The 18,499-nt window shown below is 70.5% G+C and carries 12 protein-coding genes and 1 CRISPR repeat array (1 of these 13 running past the window's edge); of the genes, 5 read left to right on the forward strand and 7 right to left on the reverse strand.

The window, feature by feature from the left end:
- Nucleotides 1–5,605: a CRISPR direct-repeat array (repeat unit 36 nt; unit sequence GCTTCAACGGAGCCGCGCCGGCGCGGAGATGGAGAG) (it extends 1,063 nt beyond the left edge of the window).
- Nucleotides 5,606–5,873: 268 nt separating this feature from the next.
- Nucleotides 5,874–7,100, forward strand: coding sequence for a molybdopterin molybdotransferase MoeA (locus tag KF837_07555; protein ID MBX3227151.1), 1,227 nt, complete (start codon nucleotides 5,874–5,876; stop codon nucleotides 7,098–7,100).
- Between the two features lie 35 nt (nucleotides 7,101–7,135).
- On the opposite strand, the gene KF837_07560 is transcribed toward KF837_07555, so the two are convergent.
- Genes KF837_07560 through KF837_07570 form a run of 3 tightly spaced genes read right to left on the reverse strand, consistent with a single transcriptional unit; the run spans nucleotide 7,136 to nucleotide 10,119 of the window.
- Complete coding sequence (locus KF837_07560; GenBank protein ID MBX3227152.1) at nucleotides 7,136–7,813, reverse strand: response regulator transcription factor; 678 nt, start codon at nucleotides 7,811–7,813, stop codon at nucleotides 7,136–7,138.
- A 32-nt stretch (nucleotides 7,814–7,845) separates the two neighbouring features.
- The gene (locus tag KF837_07565) at nucleotides 7,846–9,417 is read right to left on the reverse strand and encodes a HAMP domain-containing histidine kinase (protein ID MBX3227153.1); all 1,572 of its coding nucleotides are present in this window, start codon (nucleotides 9,415–9,417) and stop codon (nucleotides 7,846–7,848) included.
- Nucleotides 9,418–9,456: 39 nt separating this feature from the next.
- Nucleotides 9,457–10,119: an FABP family protein gene (locus KF837_07570; protein ID MBX3227154.1), complete on the reverse strand. Its 663-nt coding sequence runs from the start codon at nucleotides 10,117–10,119 to the stop codon at nucleotides 9,457–9,459.
- Nucleotides 10,120–10,335: 216 nt separating this feature from the next.
- Between KF837_07570 and KF837_07575 the strand changes: the two genes are divergently transcribed.
- The gene (locus KF837_07575) at nucleotides 10,336–10,815 is read left to right on the forward strand and encodes an acyl-CoA thioesterase (protein ID MBX3227155.1); all 480 of its coding nucleotides are present in this window, start codon (nucleotides 10,336–10,338) and stop codon (nucleotides 10,813–10,815) included.
- Here KF837_07575 and KF837_07580 read toward each other — a convergent pair.
- Nucleotides 10,812–11,570: an MBL fold metallo-hydrolase gene (locus KF837_07580; protein MBX3227156.1), complete on the reverse strand. Its 759-nt coding sequence runs from the start codon at nucleotides 11,568–11,570 to the stop codon at nucleotides 10,812–10,814. The genes KF837_07575 and KF837_07580 overlap by 4 nt on opposite strands.
- A 70-nt stretch (nucleotides 11,571–11,640) precedes the next feature.
- On the opposite strand from KF837_07580, the gene KF837_07585 reads away from it, so the two are divergent.
- The 3 genes from KF837_07585 to KF837_07595 are packed head-to-tail and all read left to right on the forward strand — an operon-like array spanning nucleotide 11,641 to nucleotide 13,539.
- Nucleotides 11,641–12,510, forward strand: coding sequence for a LysR family transcriptional regulator (locus tag KF837_07585; GenBank protein MBX3227157.1), 870 nt, complete (start codon nucleotides 11,641–11,643; stop codon nucleotides 12,508–12,510).
- Nucleotides 12,511–12,556: 46 nt separating this feature from the next.
- The gene (gene moaC, locus KF837_07590) at nucleotides 12,557–13,081 is read left to right on the forward strand and encodes a cyclic pyranopterin monophosphate synthase MoaC (protein MBX3227158.1); all 525 of its coding nucleotides are present in this window, start codon (nucleotides 12,557–12,559) and stop codon (nucleotides 13,079–13,081) included.
- Nucleotides 13,078–13,539, forward strand: coding sequence for a molybdenum cofactor biosynthesis protein MoaE (locus KF837_07595; protein ID MBX3227159.1), 462 nt, complete (start codon nucleotides 13,078–13,080; stop codon nucleotides 13,537–13,539). Before moaC ends, KF837_07595 begins: the two co-directional genes overlap by 4 nt.
- 58 nt (nucleotides 13,540–13,597) lie before the next feature.
- Here KF837_07595 and KF837_07600 read toward each other — a convergent pair whose 3' ends face one another.
- From KF837_07600 to KF837_07610, 3 genes are all read right to left on the reverse strand, one after another.
- The gene (locus KF837_07600; protein MBX3227160.1) at nucleotides 13,598–15,559 is read right to left on the reverse strand and encodes a hypothetical protein; all 1,962 of its coding nucleotides are present in this window, start codon (nucleotides 15,557–15,559) and stop codon (nucleotides 13,598–13,600) included.
- 288 nt (nucleotides 15,560–15,847) lie between these two features.
- Nucleotides 15,848–16,246, reverse strand: coding sequence for a hypothetical protein (locus KF837_07605; protein MBX3227161.1), 399 nt, complete (start codon nucleotides 16,244–16,246; stop codon nucleotides 15,848–15,850).
- Nucleotides 16,247–16,316: 70 nt separating this feature from the next.
- Nucleotides 16,317–18,461, reverse strand: coding sequence for a hypothetical protein (locus KF837_07610; GenBank protein ID MBX3227162.1), 2,145 nt, complete (start codon nucleotides 18,459–18,461; stop codon nucleotides 16,317–16,319).
- Between the last annotated feature and the right edge of the window lie 38 nt (nucleotides 18,462–18,499).

The following is an 18,499-nucleotide window of genomic DNA, read 5'->3' on the forward strand; positions in this document are numbered from 1 at the left end:
AGAGGTGATGCTCGCGTCCACCTCTCCGACCTGCTGCAGCTCGCTTCAACGGAGCCGCGCCGGCGCGGAGATGGAGAGGCTCGAGGACATCGACGGCAACGGCGTCGCGATCGCGGCGCTTCAACGGAGCCGCGCCGGCGCGGAGATGGAGAGCGCGCCGGACATCTGCCAGCGCTTCGGGATCACGTCGGGGCTTCAACGGAGCCGCGCCGGCGCGGAGATGGAGAGTCAAGAGTAGGCTTGCCGAGCACGCGCCGAAGACGGTGCTTCAACGGAGCCGCGCCGGCGCGGAGATGGAGAGCGCCCTGCGACATGACCCTGGGGGACCGCCCCGTGAAGCTTCAACGGAGCCGCGCCGGCGCGGAGATGGAGAGCGCGGGCCTCGACGCGGAGCGTGTCGTTCTCCGCGTCGCTTCAACGGAGCCGCGCCGGCGCGGAGATGGAGAGCGCGATCGGCGCCGCCGTCGACGTGACGGCGGACGTCGCTTCAACGGAGCCGCGCCGGCGCGGAGATGGAGAGTCGTGCACGAGCTCCTCCACCTCCACTTTGCCCCGCTCGCGGAGCTTCAACGGAGCCGCGCCGGCGCGGAGATGGAGAGCCGTCGATCCCGCGCTCCCGAACGCCGAGCCGTTCTCGCTTCAACGGAGCCGCGCCGGCGCGGAGATGGAGAGGCGATGCGCGCCTGCACGCGCCGGAGCTCGAGGTCGCTGCTTCAACGGAGCCGCGCCGGCGCGGAGATGGAGAGATCCGCAAGCGCCTGTCGGCTACCAGCAGATGATGGCCGTGCTTCAACGGAGCCGCGCCGGCGCGGAGATGGAGAGCGCGCAGAGACCTCCGCGCCCGATGGGGCGGCGAAAGGCTTCAACGGAGCCGCGCCGGCGCGGAGATGGAGAGGGCCGAACGCGCGGGGCAGGAGGCGCTCTTCGGATGAAGCTTCAACGGAGCCGCGCCGGCGCGGAGATGGAGAGACGTCGAGGTGCTCCGTCCCGTCGTCCTTGCCGAGGCTTCAACGGAGCCGCGCCGGCGCGGAGATGGAGAGGTGACCACGGCGCTCATCTGCGACAGCGGCGAGTCCTTGCTTCAACGGAGCCGCGCCGGCGCGGAGATGGAGAGCCGACGCGTGCGCGTGCGGCTCGCGGCGCGTGAGGGTCGCTTCAACGGAGCCGCGCCGGCGCGGAGATGGAGAGAAGTCGACTCCCGAAGAGAGTTCCTGCAACGCTTCTTTGCTTCAACGGAGCCGCGCCGGCGCGGAGATGGAGAGCCATCTGCGCGGGTTCCATCGACTACGGCGGATCGGTCGCTTCAACGGAGCCGCGCCGGCGCGGAGATGGAGAGGGCGAGATCAGGCGCGCGTTGTTGACGTACACGCCCTCGCTTCAACGGAGCCGCGCCGGCGCGGAGATGGAGAGCGTTGCGCTTACCCTCAGTCTGAATCATCTGCGTCTCGCTTCAACGGAGCCGCGCCGGCGCGGAGATGGAGAGCGCGAGATGCCTTCACGCTCACGCTTTGGATACGGATCGCTTCAACGGAGCCGCGCCGGCGCGGAGATGGAGAGTGGCGGAAGCGATCATCGACCTCGAGTCGCTGATCCAGCTTCAACGGAGCCGCGCCGGCGCGGAGATGGAGAGGTCTGCGCGCTCCGGAGCGCGCCGTGACCGCGGCGAAGCTTCAACGGAGCCGCGCCGGCGCGGAGATGGAGAGGACGACGCCCGAAACCGCGACGCAGCTCGGGCGCGAGATGCTTCAACGGAGCCGCGCCGGCGCGGAGATGGAGAGGGCCGCAGACGACAGACGGTGCAGCAACGGCTCACGGCTGCTTCAACGGAGCCGCGCCGGCGCGGAGATGGAGAGCGCCAACGCTCCTCGGCCGCGGCGACGTCGTGGATCGAGCTTCAACGGAGCCGCGCCGGCGCGGAGATGGAGAGGCCTCCGCCTCGCGCGCGGTGAAGCCGACGACTTCGCGGCTTCAACGGAGCCGCGCCGGCGCGGAGATGGAGAGAAAAGCCGCCGAGAAGAAGTTCGGCAAGATGAACATGCTTCAACGGAGCCGCGCCGGCGCGGAGATGGAGAGCCGAGGAGCGTTCCGCGTTTCTGGCGTGGGTCGGCGAGCTTCAACGGAGCCGCGCCGGCGCGGAGATGGAGAGAGCGCGCCGAGGATCGTCTTGCTCGTGCGCGTTTCCACGCTTCAACGGAGCCGCGCCGGCGCGGAGATGGAGAGAGCCATTGCATGCTCCCCCTCTCAGCACCCTCAGAACGCTTCAACGGAGCCGCGCCGGCGCGGAGATGGAGAGGCATCGAGCCCCGCGGCGGCCACCGACCGTCGCTCTACGCTTCAACGGAGCCGCGCCGGCGCGGAGATGGAGAGGAGAGCCGCCGGTGAGCGGCAATGCGAGCCACGTCGCGCTTCAACGGAGCCGCGCCGGCGCGGAGATGGAGAGGTCGGAGGCGACGTCACGCGACCGTCGAGCGTGACCTCGCTTCAACGGAGCCGCGCCGGCGCGGAGATGGAGAGACCTGCGCATGGGGCAACGGAATCGAGAAGCGCTCCAACGCTTCAACGGAGCCGCGCCGGCGCGGAGATGGAGAGACGCTCGGCACGCCGTCATGCCCCCTGCGCCCGACGTCGCTTCAACGGAGCCGCGCCGGCGCGGAGATGGAGAGGAAGCTGCGCGCGCAAAGAAGGCGCTCGCAGCCCTCGACGCTTCAACGGAGCCGCGCCGGCGCGGAGATGGAGAGCCACCCGTCTGCGCGACGGTACAGCACGAAGTTCGCTTGCTTCAACGGAGCCGCGCCGGCGCGGAGATGGAGAGTCGCGATGCGTGCGCAGGACTGACCGCGCGAGCACCGCTGCTTCAACGGAGCCGCGCCGGCGCGGAGATGGAGAGGCACCGTGCGCGCGCAGTACGAAGAGGTGCGGGTGTCGCTTCAACGGAGCCGCGCCGGCGCGGAGATGGAGAGTAAGGCACGAGGCGACCGTCATCGCGATAGAGGTGCGGGCTTCAACGGAGCCGCGCCGGCGCGGAGATGGAGAGCAATTTGTCCGAGAACGTCCGGCGATGTCATGGCTACGCTTCAACGGAGCCGCGCCGGCGCGGAGATGGAGAGTCACCGTGTGGCTCGACCTCGAAGGCCTCGACGTGTGGCTTCAACGGAGCCGCGCCGGCGCGGAGATGGAGAGCGACGCGCAGCTCGGCCCGTCCCTCGCGCGGATGTTGCTTCAACGGAGCCGCGCCGGCGCGGAGATGGAGAGCCTTGAAGTAGATCACGGCGCACGCTCTGGCCGCGAAGCTTCAACGGAGCCGCGCCGGCGCGGAGATGGAGAGACCGCGAGACGTCGAAACGTCCGCCAGCTTGGATGAAGCTTCAACGGAGCCGCGCCGGCGCGGAGATGGAGAGTCCGTGTCTTGAACATGGAGTTTGGAAGCGATCTCTACGCTTCAACGGAGCCGCGCCGGCGCGGAGATGGAGAGTTCCTACCAAGTTCTCAGCGTGGTCTCTGCTACCCGCCTGCTTCAACGGAGCCGCGCCGGCGCGGAGATGGAGAGCGGTTACCAGGGCCCCGGCACCTACTCCGTCGCGGTCACGCTTCAACGGAGCCGCGCCGGCGCGGAGATGGAGAGACCTACACGGCCGTGAGCATGATCGCCAGCGCCGTCCAGCTTCAACGGAGCCGCGCCGGCGCGGAGATGGAGAGATCGTCACACGCTGTTTCGGCGAGCGTGCCACCCGCCGCTTCAACGGAGCCGCGCCGGCGCGGAGATGGAGAGGGTCCCCCCGAGCGAGGAGGACCTCGGACCGAGCCTCGCTTCAACGGAGCCGCGCCGGCGCGGAGATGGAGAGGCGGGCGAGGAGTGGGGAGACAAGGTCGGGCGCATCGCGCTTCAACGGAGCCGCGCCGGCGCGGAGATGGAGAGCGGCGAGCTCGCCGTCGTCGACGGCGCAGTCGCCGCGCTTCAACGGAGCCGCGCCGGCGCGGAGATGGAGAGAACGCTACTGGCCTGATTGCTACGCGGAGGCGTGGGAGCTTCAACGGAGCCGCGCCGGCGCGGAGATGGAGAGTCATCTCGTTCGCGCCACGTGCATTGATGATCAAGAGCGCTTCAACGGAGCCGCGCCGGCGCGGAGATGGAGAGAGATCACGAAGCTGCGCATCCGGAACTACCGGGGTGTGGCTTCAACGGAGCCGCGCCGGCGCGGAGATGGAGAGCCCATCTGCCAGCACGTCTGCACCGCGACCGACGCGGGGCTTCAACGGAGCCGCGCCGGCGCGGAGATGGAGAGCGCGCGCGGCGGCGGCGCGCTTCCTCGGGATCTCGGCGCTTCAACGGAGCCGCGCCGGCGCGGAGATGGAGAGTGATCAGATTGGTGCCACCGACCGTGATGCCGAGCGTTGCTTCAACGGAGCCGCGCCGGCGCGGAGATGGAGAGCGGGCAAAGAAGAGACGACCTTCGTCGGCGAGCAAGGCTGCTTCAACGGAGCCGCGCCGGCGCGGAGATGGAGAGCCCTCGGTGATGTCGCTCGTTCCGCCGCCGGTCTTGACGCTTCAACGGAGCCGCGCCGGCGCGGAGATGGAGAGCGGCGCGGCGTCGGTCGGTCGCTCCTCCTCGCCAGCGCTTCAACGGAGCCGCGCCGGCGCGGAGATGGAGAGCGCGCCGCCTCGCGGACGCGCTGAGGGGCGATCTCGAGCTTCAACGGAGCCGCGCCGGCGCGGAGATGGAGAGCCATGCGCCGCGAGGTTGCAGAGTTGCTGGCTCCTCCCGCTTCAACGGAGCCGCGCCGGCGCGGAGATGGAGAGGCTGAGGCACGCCGTAGTCGGCCGCGTCGAGCCGCGCGCTTCAACGGAGCCGCGCCGGCGCGGAGATGGAGAGGAGCCGCCGGTGCTCGACGCGTACGACGAGCCGCGCACGCTTCAACGGAGCCGCGCCGGCGCGGAGATGGAGAGGCACGCGCCCGGGTAGATGCCGCTCGGCGCGCCGGTGCTTCAACGGAGCCGCGCCGGCGCGGAGATGGAGAGTCGTTGCTCCCCTCGTCTCCGTCATTCGTGGTGAGGAAGCTTCAACGGAGCCGCGCCGGCGCGGAGATGGAGAGGGCCCGTGCGTGGGTCGAACGTGCATTCGTAACGCGTTCGCTTCAACGGAGCCGCGCCGGCGCGGAGATGGAGAGGCCGCGCGCGCCGGCGTGGCGCGCACGGGCTAGCTCCGCTTCAACGGAGCCGCGCCGGCGCGGAGATGGAGAGACTCCTCCGTCAAGCCGCCGCGCGCGTGGATCGCGGCGCTTCAACGGAGCCGCGCCGGCGCGGAGATGGAGAGCTCGCGCCGATCATGATCGGCCAAGCGAAACGCTACCGCTTCAACGGAGCCGCGCCGGCGCGGAGATGGAGAGACGTACGTCGACCTTGCCGGGCGACTCGGCAGAGCGCTCGCTTCAACGGAGCCGCGCCGGCGCGGAGATGGAGAGGATCAACTCGGCGCGCGGCGAACTGGTGCACTCGGAGCTTCAACGGAGCCGCGCCGGCGCGGAGATGGAGAGTCGGGATCCCCTGGAGCGCGGCGATCTCGAGAGTCGTGCTTCAACGGAGCCGCGCCGGCGCGGAGATGGAGAGGGGTGTCGCCGGTGTGGCGCGGGATTGGAGGGTTACGATTGGGATTGCGATAGGTGGACAGGGGGTCGCGTGCACGACGCGGCGCACCACCGCTCTTCTTGGTGCAATCCCTTGATTTTCAATGGGCAGGTGGCTTGCGAGTGGTCGCGGCGGTTCGGTCGGCGCTTCGTCGCTCGAATCGTCGCAGGCCTCCTCATCATGAACGCGCGCTCTTGCCTCGTCCAGCCATGCTGCAGCAGGGCGGCTCGCGCTGTGCTACCGCTCGATCGTGCTGTCGTTCGAAGAAGCGCTTGCTCGAATCCTCGCGCTCGGGGCGCCGGTGCTGCCGGCGGAGACGGCGCTCATCGACGACATCGACGGGCGGGTCCTCGGCGAGGACGTCGTCGCAGCGGTCGACCTCCCTCGCTTCGACTACAGCGCGATGGACGGGTACGCCGTGCACTCGAGCGCGTTCGCCGGCGCCCCACCGGTGCGGCTCCCCGTCGTCGGTGAGAGTCGCACCGGCGCGGTGGCCGACGCGCTCGCGCCCGGCTCGGCGATGCGCATCTTCACCGGCGCCGCGCTCCCCGACGGCGCGGACGCGGTCGTGATGCAAGAGAACGTGACGCGCGACGGCGAGCACGCCGTGTTCACGACGAAGCCCCGCACCGGCCAGAACGTGCGCCGGCGCGGCGAAGACCTCCACGCCGGCGCGAGCGCGCTCACCCGCGGCACGCGCCTGCGTCCGCCGCACCTCGCGCTGTTCGCCGCGCTCGATCTCGCCGCCGTCGCCGTCGCGCGACGGCCCGACGTCGCCATCCTCGCGACCGGCGACGAGCTCCGCCGCCCCGGCACCGACGCCGTGCCGGGCTCGATCCCCGAGTCGAACACCGTCGTCCTCCGCGCGATGGCGCGGCGCGCCGGCGCGCGCGCGCGGGCGCTCCCCTTCGTCCGCGACGAGCGCGCCGCGACCGAGCGCGCGTTCGCCGCCGCGCTCGACGAGGCCGACGTCCTCGTCACGATCGGCGGCGTGAGCGTCGGCGATCACGATCTCGTCCGCCCCGCGCTCCAGGCGGTCGGCGTCGAGCTCGATTTCTGGCGCGTCGCGATGAAGCCGGGCAAGCCGCTCGCGGTCGGCCGCCGCGCGCGCGCGGGCCGGCGCGACGCGATCGTCATCGGCCTCCCCGGCAACCCCGCGAGCGCGATGGTCACCTTCGCGCTCTTCGGGTGCCCGCTCCTCCGCGCGATGCAGGGCGAGGCGCACCCCTTCCCCGCCACGCGGCGCGCCCGCCTGACGCGCGCGCACGCGCACGATCCGGGGCGCCTCGAGCTCGCGCGAGCGACCGTCGCCGAAGGCGAGCACGGCCTCGTCGTCACGACGCTCGGCAATCAGGCGAGCGGCGCGGTCACCTCGATGGCGCACTCGGACGCGCTCGTCCTCATCCCCGCCGAGGCGAGCGGCCTCCCCGCCGGCGCCGAGGTCGACGTGCTCTTCATGGCCGATCTCATGGGCTGACACCGGCGCGACGGCGCGAAGCCGAAGCCGAAGCCTCAGCGCCTGAAGCGATACCCGGCGCCGCGCAGCGTGACGAGATGGACCGGCTCCTTCGGATCGGGCTCGATCTTCGCGCGGAGCCGGTTCACGAAGTTGTCGACGGTGCGATCGGTCCCGAAGTAGCCGGCGCCCCAGACCGCCGCGAGGATGCGCTGGCGCGGGAGGATCGCGTCCTCGTTCCGGAGGAAGAACTCGAGGAGCTTCATCTCGTGCGCCGTCATCTCGACCAGCTCGCCGTCCCGCGTCGCGCTGTGCAGCGTGAAGTCGACGAGGAGCGCGCCGACCTTCACCGGCGCCTGCCGCGTCGCGAGCCGCTGGCGCCGGAGCGCCGCGCCGACGCGCGCCTGCAGCTCCGCGAGCCCGACCGGCTTCACGACGTACTCGTCGGCGCCGAGGGTGAGGCCGCGGACGCGATCCGCCTCCTCGCCCTTCGCCGTGATCATGACGATCGGCAGCTCGGGATCTTGCTTCCGCAGCTCCGCGAGCACCTCGTAGCCGTTCATGCCGGGCAGCATCACGTCGAGGAGCACGACGTCGGGAGGATCCGCGAGCGCCGCCTCGAGCCCCTCGTCGCCGGTCTTCGCGGTGGTGACCTCGTACCCCGCCGCGCGGAGCGCCTTCGTCATCGCGAGCCGGAGCGGCGGGTCGTCTTCTACGATCAGGACACGTTCCATCGCTCGTCGTTTCGCCAGGTGGCGGAAGGGGCTCAGCTGCATGGCAAGCGTAGCGTGAAGGTCGCGCCGGAGCCGAGCGCGCTCGCGACGGTGGCGTCTCCGCCGTGCGCGCGCGCGATGCCACGCACGAGCGCGAGCCCGACCCCGCTGCCCTCCGTCGCGCGGGAGAGGCGCTGGTCGGCGCGCTCGAAGGGGAGGAACACCTTCTCGCGCGCCTTCGCCGAGAGCCCCGGGCCGTTGTCGATCACGTCGATCACGACCGCGCTCCCCTCCTTGCGCGCGCGGAGCACGTGCGGCTCGTCGTCGTCCGCCGGCGCGTATTTCTCGGCGTTGGAGAGCAGGTTGTCGATCGCGAGCGCGAGCAGCTCGCCGTCGACGTCGGCCTCGAGCGCGGGGTCGACCTCGATCGTCACCGCGCGCTTCTTCGCCGCCGTCTCGAGGATCGGCGCGACGAGCTGCTTCGACTTCGCGAGCACGAGCTTCCCTCGCGCGAGCGCGCCGAAGCGCAGCATGCGATCGAGCGTGGCGTGGAGCCGCCGCGTCTCGCCGGCGAGCGCCTGCTCCACCTCCGCGCGCTCGTCCTCCGGCACCGCCCCCGTCTCGAGGAGCTCGGCGAACATGCGCACCGACGCGAGCGGAGTGCGGAGCTCGTGCGAGACCGCGGCGACGAAGTCGGTGCGCAGGTCCGCGAGCCGCTGCGCCTTGCGCGCGCGCAAGAAGAGGAAGACCGCGAGCGCGTCGATGAGGAAGAGGCTGCCGGCCACGACGCCGCCGACCTTCACGCGCCGCAGCGTCAGCTCACGATCGAACGACGCGGGATCGCGCATCACGACGTGGAAGACGAGCTCCCCCTTCCCGACGAACACGAGGGTCGCGTCCTCCGGCGTCGCGACGACCGCCGGCTTGGTCGGCATGTTGGAGAACCGAACGACCCGCTTCGCGTCGGAGTCGTTCGCCGGCGGCCAGGGGCGATCCTCGTTGAGGAGCGGGTCCTCGCCGCTCGTCGCCGGCGCGCGCGGCGCCGAGACGAGCGTGAGCTCCGCGGGGATCACGTTCGCGGCGCCCCGCGTCAGCGTGCTCGCGTCGAGGAGCCAGCCGACGCGGAGCCCCTTCCGCAGATCGCGCGTCGTGAGGATGAGCGACTTCGTGTGGATGTAGCGGACCTCCTGTCCGTTGATGGTGAGGAACGGCGCGCGCACCATCGTGAGCACGAGCTGATCGCTCATGAGCTTCGCGAGCGAGCCGTCGCGCGTCGTCGGATCCGCCGCCGGCGAGGTCCCGTCGCTCGGCGTGGGCACGGAGACGACGCCCTCGTGCGCGACGAAGCCGACCGCGAACGGGTTCGACGCGGCCGCGATCGCCGCGAGCACCATCTCCGGAGCGGCGTCCGTCGGGAGCGCGCGCAGCACCTCCGCGCTGCGAAGCATCGCGAGCTCGATGTCCTGCCGGAGCGATCCGGCCGTGTCGACGCGCCGCTGGAAAGCGGCCGACTGCTGCCGGATGACGTCGGCCTTCGACGCGAAGAGGCCGGCGGCCCCGAGGAGCGCGTTCGGGATCGCGAGCGCGAGGACGAAGGTGACCCAAGCGACGAGAGGACGTTTCATCGACGCTCACGATGACAAGCCTTCGTCACCGGAATGTCATCACGACCCCGAAATCGTCTCGCGCTTCTGGGCGGCCATCGCCAACGGGTTGGGCGTCGGCTCGCCGATCTTCGTCAGGGTGTTGTGATCGGTGTGATGGAAAGGCTCTGCGCTGCCGGGGATGAGCAGCTCGGTGTCCTGCTCGTACGACCACGTGCCGTCGGGGTGGATCGTCACCTCGTTGGTCCAGCGCAGGGTCTTGAACGCGTGCTCGAGGAAGGGATTCGAGACGATCCCGTTGGTCTCCGAGCCGCGAACGGCCTCGACGCGGAACTTCTTCGCGTCCGGCGCCGCGCGCCCGACCGCCATCGCGACCTGCGCGCGCGGAATCGCGAGCGTGTGAAAGATGGTCCCCGTGGCCGGCTCCCAGAGCCAATAGCCGACCTGATCGTGAAACGTCTCCACCGAGTCGGGTTTGACGATATGCGTGTGATAGCGAAGTCCGTAAAGGAGCTGCGGGCCGTTCGTCTGCGGATCGATCGGCTGGAGCTCGTACCGCTCGATGAAGCCCTCACGCTCCGTCCCCTCCGCGACCGGGTGCACGTCGACGCCGTTGCCCTGCCAGATTCCGGCCATGCCGCGGAGCGGCCCGAGGTTCTTCAGCGTGTCGACGTCCGCGTCGGGCTCCGTATAGATGTCGGCGGGAAAGTCGGTCGTCTCCATTTCAAGTCGACGCAAGGTACACGATCGATCGGGCCGCGTCCTTGCGCCTAGTCCTGCCGTGACGTAGAGTGAACCTGCTCACGACACGCTCCGTCTACGACGCTCTCTCGAACATCGGGATCGCGCATTCGCGCTGCGAACGCTTGGGCCGATGAAAAAGAGAGAGAAAATGAACAATCGATTCGATGTGGGCACGGGACGCGCGGGCCGCGGCTGTTGAGCACCGTCGCGACGGCGCGCGAGCCTCGTGAGGCTCGGAACACCTTTTCACACGAGCTCGTCGTCGACGACGGTCACATCGACCAGTTCGGCCACGCCAACAACGTCGTCATCCTGGGCTGGATTCAGGATGTCGCCGAGGCTCACTCCGCGTCGGTGGGATTCCCGCTCGCGGCCTACGAGCGACTCGGGGCGGCTTTCGTCGTGCGCCGCCACGAGATTGATTACCTCCGTCCGTCCGTCCGCGGCGATCGGCTTTGGGTGCGTACTTGGGTATCGACCGCGAGGAGCGCCTCGTGCAGCCGCGGCACGGAGATCACCTCCGCCGAAGACGGGCGCGTGATGGTGACGGCCATGACGACCTGGGTGTTCGCCGAGCTCGCCACCTTGCGTCTCGCCCGCATCCCGGACGACGTGCGCCTCGCCTTCGGCTTCGACGCGCGCCGCCGCGGTGACGCCACGGCGTCGAACGACTAGCGAGCCGGCGCCAGCACGAGCTCCTCGCCGTCGCTCGGGACGAGGACGCGCTCCGACAGGCCCTCGCTGCGCATCCGCGCGGTGAGGTCCGCGCGGCGCGTCGGGCAATGGTCGAGCGCCTCGAGGTGGTTCAGGATCAGCGTGCCCGGCGTCGCTCGCGCGAGCGTCACCAGCTCGTCGACGCTGAACAGGATGTCGCCGCCGAGGCCCATGTTCGCCGCGCCCGCCGGGGCGACGACGACGTCCGGTCGCAGGCGCTCGATCGCCTCGAGGACGGCGTCCGTCAGGACCGAGTCGCCGACGAGGTAGAGCGTCGGCTCGCCGGGGTGCGCGAGGAAGAAGCCGTGCACGACGCCCATCGCCCACCCCATGAAGCCGCGTCCGTGGCGGGAGCGGATCGCCTCCACCTGCACGTCCTCGAGCGCGGCGACGTCGTGCGCGTGGACGCCCTTGCGCCGCAGGCTCGGCGCGTCGTGCGCGCTCGTCCACGTCGGGAGCGTGCGCTCGCGCAGCAGCGCGAGGCCGGGGCCGTCGAGATGGTCCGGGTGCGCGTGCGTCACGATCGCCGCCGTCGCCTCGCGAAGGGCGCGCGTCGCGATCGGGGGCAGCGCGACGAGCGGGTTCCGGCGGTATCCCCCGCCGAAGAGCTTGAAGCCCATCATCGCGCCGGCGTCCGAGAGCATCGGATCGACGAGGAAGCGATGGCGGCCGAGCGTGACGAGCGCGGTGGCGTTCCGGAGGTGCAGGTATTTCACGCCCGGTCATTTGGCGCCGAATCGCGCTCCGCGCCATATCCATGGATGGATATATGATATGCTCCATCGGATGGAGGAGTGGGACCTCTACCGGACGTTTCACGCCGTCGCGCAGAGCGGCGGGTTCGCGGCGGCGGCGCGGGCGCTCGGCGTCAGCCAGTCGACCATCAGCCGTCACGTCGCGCGGCTCGAGGGGCGCGCGGGCACGCCGCTGTTCGAGCGCTCCATGCCGGGGAAGACGACCGAGCGCGGCGCGGCGCTCCTCGACGCCGTTCGACCGATGGTCGAGGTGGCGGCGCGCGCGGACGCGGCGCTGGAGACCGCGTCGGCCATCGACGGGGAGGTCACGATCACGACCGTCGGCGAGATCGTCCGCTGGGTGCTCGCGCCCAACCTCGCTCCGCTGTACCGCGCGCATCCGCGCCTGCGCGTCACGCTGCTCGCGAGCAACGAGGTGCACTCGCTCGCGGGAGGCGAGGCCGACGTCGCGCTGCGGATGGCGAGGCCCGCGCGCGGGGAGCTCGTCGCGCGGAGGCTCGCCGTCGCGTCGTTCGCGCTCTTCGCTGCGCGCTCTCTCCGTGTCGACCGTGACACGCCGTGGCTCGGCGTGAGCGGGACCCTCGCGCGCGTGCCGGAGCATCGGCTCGCGGCGCGCGCGCTCGGCGGACGAGCGCCGCGCCTCCTCGTGCCGGACATCGACTCGCTCGCGACGGCGGTCGCGGCCGGGCTCGGCGTGGCGGTGCTGCCGCGGCTCTACGCGGCGCAGAGGGGTGACCTCGTCGAGGTCGATCCACGCGCGCTGGGGGGACGCGAGGTCGGGCCGTTCGCGGCGCGCGCGCTCTGGCTCGTCGTTCATCGATCGAAGCGCGATCTGCCCAAGATCCGCGCCGTCGTCGCCTGGCTCGACGCGCTCTTTCGCGACGATGCGCCGCGCCGATAGCATCAGCTCTTCACGAGCGATCTCATGGGCTAAGATCCTCCGTCCCATGAGCAACGACAAAGGGATCGCCCTGACGCACCTCACGGGCGACGGCCACGCGCACATGGTCGACGTCGGCGAGAAGGAGATCACGGCGCGCCGCGCGATCGCCCGCGCGCGGGTCCGCATGCGCCGCGACACGTTCGTCGCCCTCGCCTCCGGCACGACGCCGAAGGGCGACGTCCTCGCCGCCGCGCGCATCGCCGGCATCCAGGCGGCGAAGATGACCTCGCATCTCATCCCGCTCTGCCACGCGATCGCCCTCACGCGCGTCGAGGTCTCGATCCGCCTCGACGGCGGGATCGCCGTCGTCGACGCGGTGGCGGAGGCGCGCGACCGCACCGGCGTCGAGATGGAGGCGATGGTCGCGGCGAGCACGGCCGCGCTGACGCTCTACGACATGCTGAAGGCGATCGACAGGGGCATCACCTTCGACATCGCGCTGGTCGAAAAGAGCGGCGGCAAGAGCGGCCTCTGGAGCCGCCCCCCGAGCCCGACCGACACCGAGGACGTCGAGACGAGCGCGCCGTGACCGCGCGCGCACGCGCCTCGATCCGCGAGGAGCCGCTCTCGGTCGACGAGGCCCTCTCCCTCGTGCGCCGCCCCGAGGCCGGCGGCGAAGCGGTCTTCGTCGGCGTCGTCCGCAACACGAGCGACGGCCGCGCGGTGACGCGCCTCGAGTACTCGGCCTACGCGTCGATGGCGGTGAAGGAGATGGATCGCATCGCGGCGGAGATCGAGCGCGAGGTCCCGGAGTCGCGCGTCGCGGTGATGCATCGGACCGGCTCGCTCGCCGTCGGCGACGCCGCCGTCGTCTGCGCCGCGAGCGCCCCTCACCGCGGCGAGGCCTTCGAGGCGTGCCGCCTCCTCATCGATCGCATCAAGGAGCGCGTCCCCATCTGGAAACGCGAAATCGGCCCCGACGGCGAAGCGTGGGTAGGCTGGGAAGACGCGCGCTGCGCCCCCGATCACGCGCATCACGATCACTGATCGCATCGCTCCGAGCTACGAGCTCGGAGCTCGGCGTTGGCGCTCCATGCTCGCCGCCTCAGTACGTGTCGACGATCCCGAAGTCGTCCGCGTCGAGCGGCGGCGCGGGAGGCGCGGGCGTCTCGGGGAGGGTGGAGAAGGCAGCGTCGACGGCCGCGCGGATCTCCGACCACGGCGTCTCGAACGTCGGGACCGTACCGACGGTGACGAACCTGTGCGCGTCGCGCTCGCGCGTGAGGTTGTAGATTCGATAGCAGGAGCCGTGGTGCGGCTCGTGGAGGTCGCCGAGCGGGATCGAGACCGGCTGCATGACGCCGTTCGCGTCCGCCTTCATCCAGCCGGCGCGGTAGAGCGCGAGGCACTCCTTCGGATCGATGCCGTCCGACGCATAGCGCCCCGCCTGACTCGGGTCCGCGATGCGGCTCTCCATCCAGCGCGCCCACGCGTCGGAGGTCTCGGTCGCGTCGAGCCCCGTCTTCGTCATGAGCTCCATCGAGAGATCGTCGGCCTCTTGCTCCATCGTGTAGATGCCGAGCTTGCGCGCGACGACCATGGCCTTGAAGGCCATGCTGTCGAAGTCGAGCTCCTTCGCCTTGCCCTGCAGCTCACCGAAGAGGTCCGAGAGCATCTTGGACGGTGGAGTCGCGCCGGGCGCGGCGGTCGGGACGAGAGACGCTCCAGCGCCGAAGTTGCGATAGAGGAGCGACTGCATGTTCGACGTCGGGATCTGGTCATTGGGCCCGACCTTCGTCATCACCGCGCAGTTGATGAATTCTTTTTCGACCTCGAGATACTTGGCAATCGCGGCCGGAGACGGCACGGCCCCGCGATAGCGAAGCTCGTTCACGTACGGCGCGATACCGGTGTAGAGACCCGTGCAAGACGCATCGAACGGCGCGGCCTCGGGGGCGCGCGGCGGGTTGAAGCCGTTCTGCATCGCGGCGACGAGGTCGAGGATCAGAGGCCGAAGTCGCTCGCTCATCAGCGATCCGGTGATCGGAGACGGGAAGTACGGCGAGAGCTGCTGCAAGCGCTGCTGGAGCTCGGCCGAATCGGCGACCGGCTCGGGCTTCCCCGGCACCGGAGGCGTCTTCTGCTCGTAGAAGTAGTTGTACGTGCCGTGGCGCGAGCCGTGCGCCTTGTAGAAGTGGGCGAGCTCGTGCGCCACGACCATCGCGACGGCCTTCTCATCCGGCAACGACTGGAGGATGCGCGTCGTGAAGTAGATGTACTGCGACGAGCGGTACGTCACCGCTTCGAGGTTGCTCAGGTCCGCGGGGCGGCCGTACGTCGAGAGCGTGCATCCGCTGTACGGACCGCCGTCGGGGTTCGCTCCGACCACGGAGAGGCGGTCGCCCGTCCATTCGTAACGACACGGCGTGCCGGTCTGCCCGGCCGGTCCAAAGTCGCTGTGCCGTTCGAGCCAGCGCGTCGCGCCGGACTTGCTCGGCCAGTTCGTGGCCTCCGCGCACGCGCCCTGGCCGAAGGCGACGTTGCTTGCATAGAGCGAGATGTTGGTCACCGGAGCCGCGCCAGCGTCACCATCGACGCCGGGCAGGGGTATGGGCGCGCCGGGGGCCGGGATACCTGAAAGATCCACCGGGCGGCCGAGGCACGTCCTGGCGGTCGAGGCCCAAGCGTTGTTCGTCCTCGAGTTGTAGACGACGATCACGGGGCGGGGCGCCGCGAGCTCCTGGCCGGCGTTCTCCTTCACCATGATCCGAACCGTCGCGTCGAACGCGTCCGCCCACCTCTGGAGACGAACCGTGATCGGGTCGTCCGGCGGGAGCTCTACGCCCGTCCCGATCCGCGCCGAAGCGGCAGAAAAGCTCGCAAAATCGGCCTCCACCCACGAATAGACGGAGTTTTCGTTCGTGGGGTCCCCCTCCGTGTGCTCGCTCTCGTCGGACCCGACGGAGCCCTCCGCGTTCGAAGCGCAGTGCACGAAGGTGGTGAGCGCCGCGAGGCCCAACGTGATGAGCAAGCAGTTGCGCAACGGCCCGCTGTAAGGAAGGTTCATGCCCTACCTTTCAGCAGGTTTCAGGCCACCCGCGATCAGCGAACGACGATCCGGCCGACGCGAGGCTCGGCCGACTTCGAGTGGGTCGTGGAGAACGGCAGAGTACTCGCACGCGCCTGCCTTCTCGAAGCCTTCGGGGGCGTTGAGCTGCCCGTCTCGATGTCGAGGAAGCCGCGCGTGTCGGCGCGGTACTCGAGATAGCGATTGCTCGCCCACGACACGCAGCCGTCATCGCACGCCTTGCGATCGTCGGGGACGCCCGCTCGCGACCGGTCGCGATCTCGCGGATCACGATCTTCCCGTCGCGCGACGCGACCGTGTGCTTGCCTGCAAGAAGAGCTTCGTCGCATACCAGCTTCCGCCGGTGCCGGTGTATCCGCCGGTCCCGGTCGGCCGCATCCCGGCGCCGAGGACCGCGATCGAGAACGTCGTCGGCGCGAGCGGCTTCGTCCCCTGCCCGCGGTCCGGAGCCCAGAGGACGGCGTTCACGAACGCGAGCTTCTCCTGCGGGATCTTCGCGAAGCCGACGCCGAAGCGCACGCCTCCCGAGGCCTCCGCGTCGAAGAACGTCCAATCGCCTCCCGGCGCGTGGAAGGGCGCCGTCGTCGTCGGCTGCTGGCCCTCGTGGACCGCCCACTCGACGCCGGCACGATGCCACGACACCGGCGAGCCACACCCAGAGAACACGACGTCTCAGCATCCGACGCGGCCCGAGCCTAACGCCTCCCCTACCCCAAATGGGGACGCGCTCGGTGGCTCAGAGCAGCGGGAGGACGGCGCGCTCCATCGCTTCAGCGGCTCGCGCGTCGTACGCGAACGCGTCGGGTGCGCTGGACTTCAGGAGGTGACCGTGCGCGAGCGCCTCGCGCTCGATGCCGTCGAGGGCGCCGAGCTTCGTCGCGGCGGCGGCGGGGACGAGGACGCGATGGCCTGGGCTGCGGACGTGGGCGGAGAAGGTCTTCGGCTCGCGTTTGCGGTCGAGCGCGGAGACGAGGCGCTCGTAGGGGAGCTCGAAGCTCGGACCTTGGAGCTGAGCGCCGAAGGCGGAGGCGACGCCGCCGAGGTTCTTCTCGATCGCGCCGGCGCGGCGGAGGACGTCGGTCGCCATCGTGGCGAGGGCGGCTCGCCCTGCGTCGCCGTTCGGCCGCAGGCAGGACCACGCGACTTGCACGCGCACGTATCGGTCCGCGTCTTCGGGGCGCGGGAAGTGGTTGGAGCCTTCAGGTTGATGCGAGACCTCGAGGCGCTTCGCGCGGTTCCACGGACCGAGCTCCAGCGTCACGTCGGCGCCCTGCTCGAGCTCCGCCTCGATCTTCTTCCACGTCGCGTCGCCGACGACGATGGGCGCCGGGAACTCGAGGGACTCGCCGCCCTTCCGCAGCACCCGTGCGCGCAGGCCGTCGTCGGCGCCCGGCGTCTCCTCGTAGTGGTCGAAGCGAAGGTCGCACGTCGGGTCGCGCGTCACGCGCATCGTGAGCTGACCGCGCACGAAGACCTCGGCGCCGCGATCGAGCGCGGCGTAGATTTCATCGTGCGACGCGCCGTCGGCGAGGACGACCTTCTCCGGTCGTGGATCGCTGCGATGGACCTCGAAGAGCGTCTCGCCGATCGTCGCGACGATGCCGACGACCGCGCCCGCGATCTCCGACCATGAGCGATCGAAGCCGAGCCAGCCGCAGGCGAACGTGCGTCCGGCGTAGGCATCGAGGTGGTACTCGCTGTCCGGCGTCGGGACGCCGTCGGGCAAGAGCGGGATCCGCAGCGCGGGCGAGATCCGGATCGTGTTCCTGCTCGTCGCCTCGAGGGTCGCGTCACCGGCCGACATCGTCGCCTCGAGGTGGAGCGGACCTTCACCTTCGCGCGCGAGGAGGCTCTCGACGTACACCACGACCTCGCTCGGCCGCTCGAACGCGCCGCCGCCAAACGCCGGTCGGTCGGGCTCGGCCACGAGCTCGACGGCGGGGCCGCGCGCGACGATCGCGCTCCCCGATCGATCGAGCGCGAGCTCCGAGCGCACGCCTCCCGCCCCCATCACGTAGACCGACGCGACCTCGAGCAACGCGAAGCCGCTCCCCGCGAGGCGAATCGTGAGGTCGCGCGCGCGGTCGCCTTCCTTTCCGCCGGAGAGTTGCAGCGTGGTGTGGAAGCGATGCACGCGCCCGACGAAGCCGGCCTCCTTGCTCGACATGGGCGCCTCGAGCGAGAGCGGCTGCGGACCAGCGGCCGCGCCGAAGCCGGACATCATCTCCGACAGGAACGTGGCGGGATCGACGCCGAGGCCGGCGAGGTCCGGCGCGAACGCAGCCGCGAGCTTCGCGATCTCCGCGCGCACGCGGTCCTCTCGCGGCGGCGCCCGCTCCGCGTCGAACGCGTAGAGGTAGGCCGTTCGGCCGTCGGCCTCCTCGTCGTAGGAGGAGAGGAGCGCGTTGGGCAGACCGAGGACCTCGGCGACGGCGAGGACGTTCGGCTCTCCCCCGAGCTTCTCGACGACGATGCCGGCCTCGAGCTGCTCCCTCGCCTCCGGGAAGTAAGCGGCGAGGAAGAGAGGACGGATGCGATGCCGTCCATCGGCCTCGAGCACCGCATCCTCCGGCACCGTCGACACCCCGACCTTCTCGCCGCCGCGATGCACGGCAACCGACGAGTAAAACGCATGATCGCACTCCCCCTCGAGCGTAAAGACCGGCTCCGCGATCGCGACAGAGAGCGCCCCCGCCCACTCCGTCATCTTCCTCGGATCGTCGGCAAGCATCACCCAACCATCCCGCATCGCAACGACGACCCGACGCATGCCCTCGGGAAGCCCCACGTCCGTCTTGAAGTACCCCTCCTTCGCGAGCACAGCATCCACGACCGCAAGAACCTCGTCGACCGCCGCGCGAACGAACATCGCCTTGATCACGCGCCCATGCTTTCACAGCTACGCCCGCGTCCATCGCT

The sequence above is a fragment of the Labilithrix sp. genome (assembly GCA_019637155.1).
Taxonomy (GTDB): domain Bacteria; phylum Myxococcota_A; class Polyangia; order Polyangiales; family Polyangiaceae; genus Labilithrix.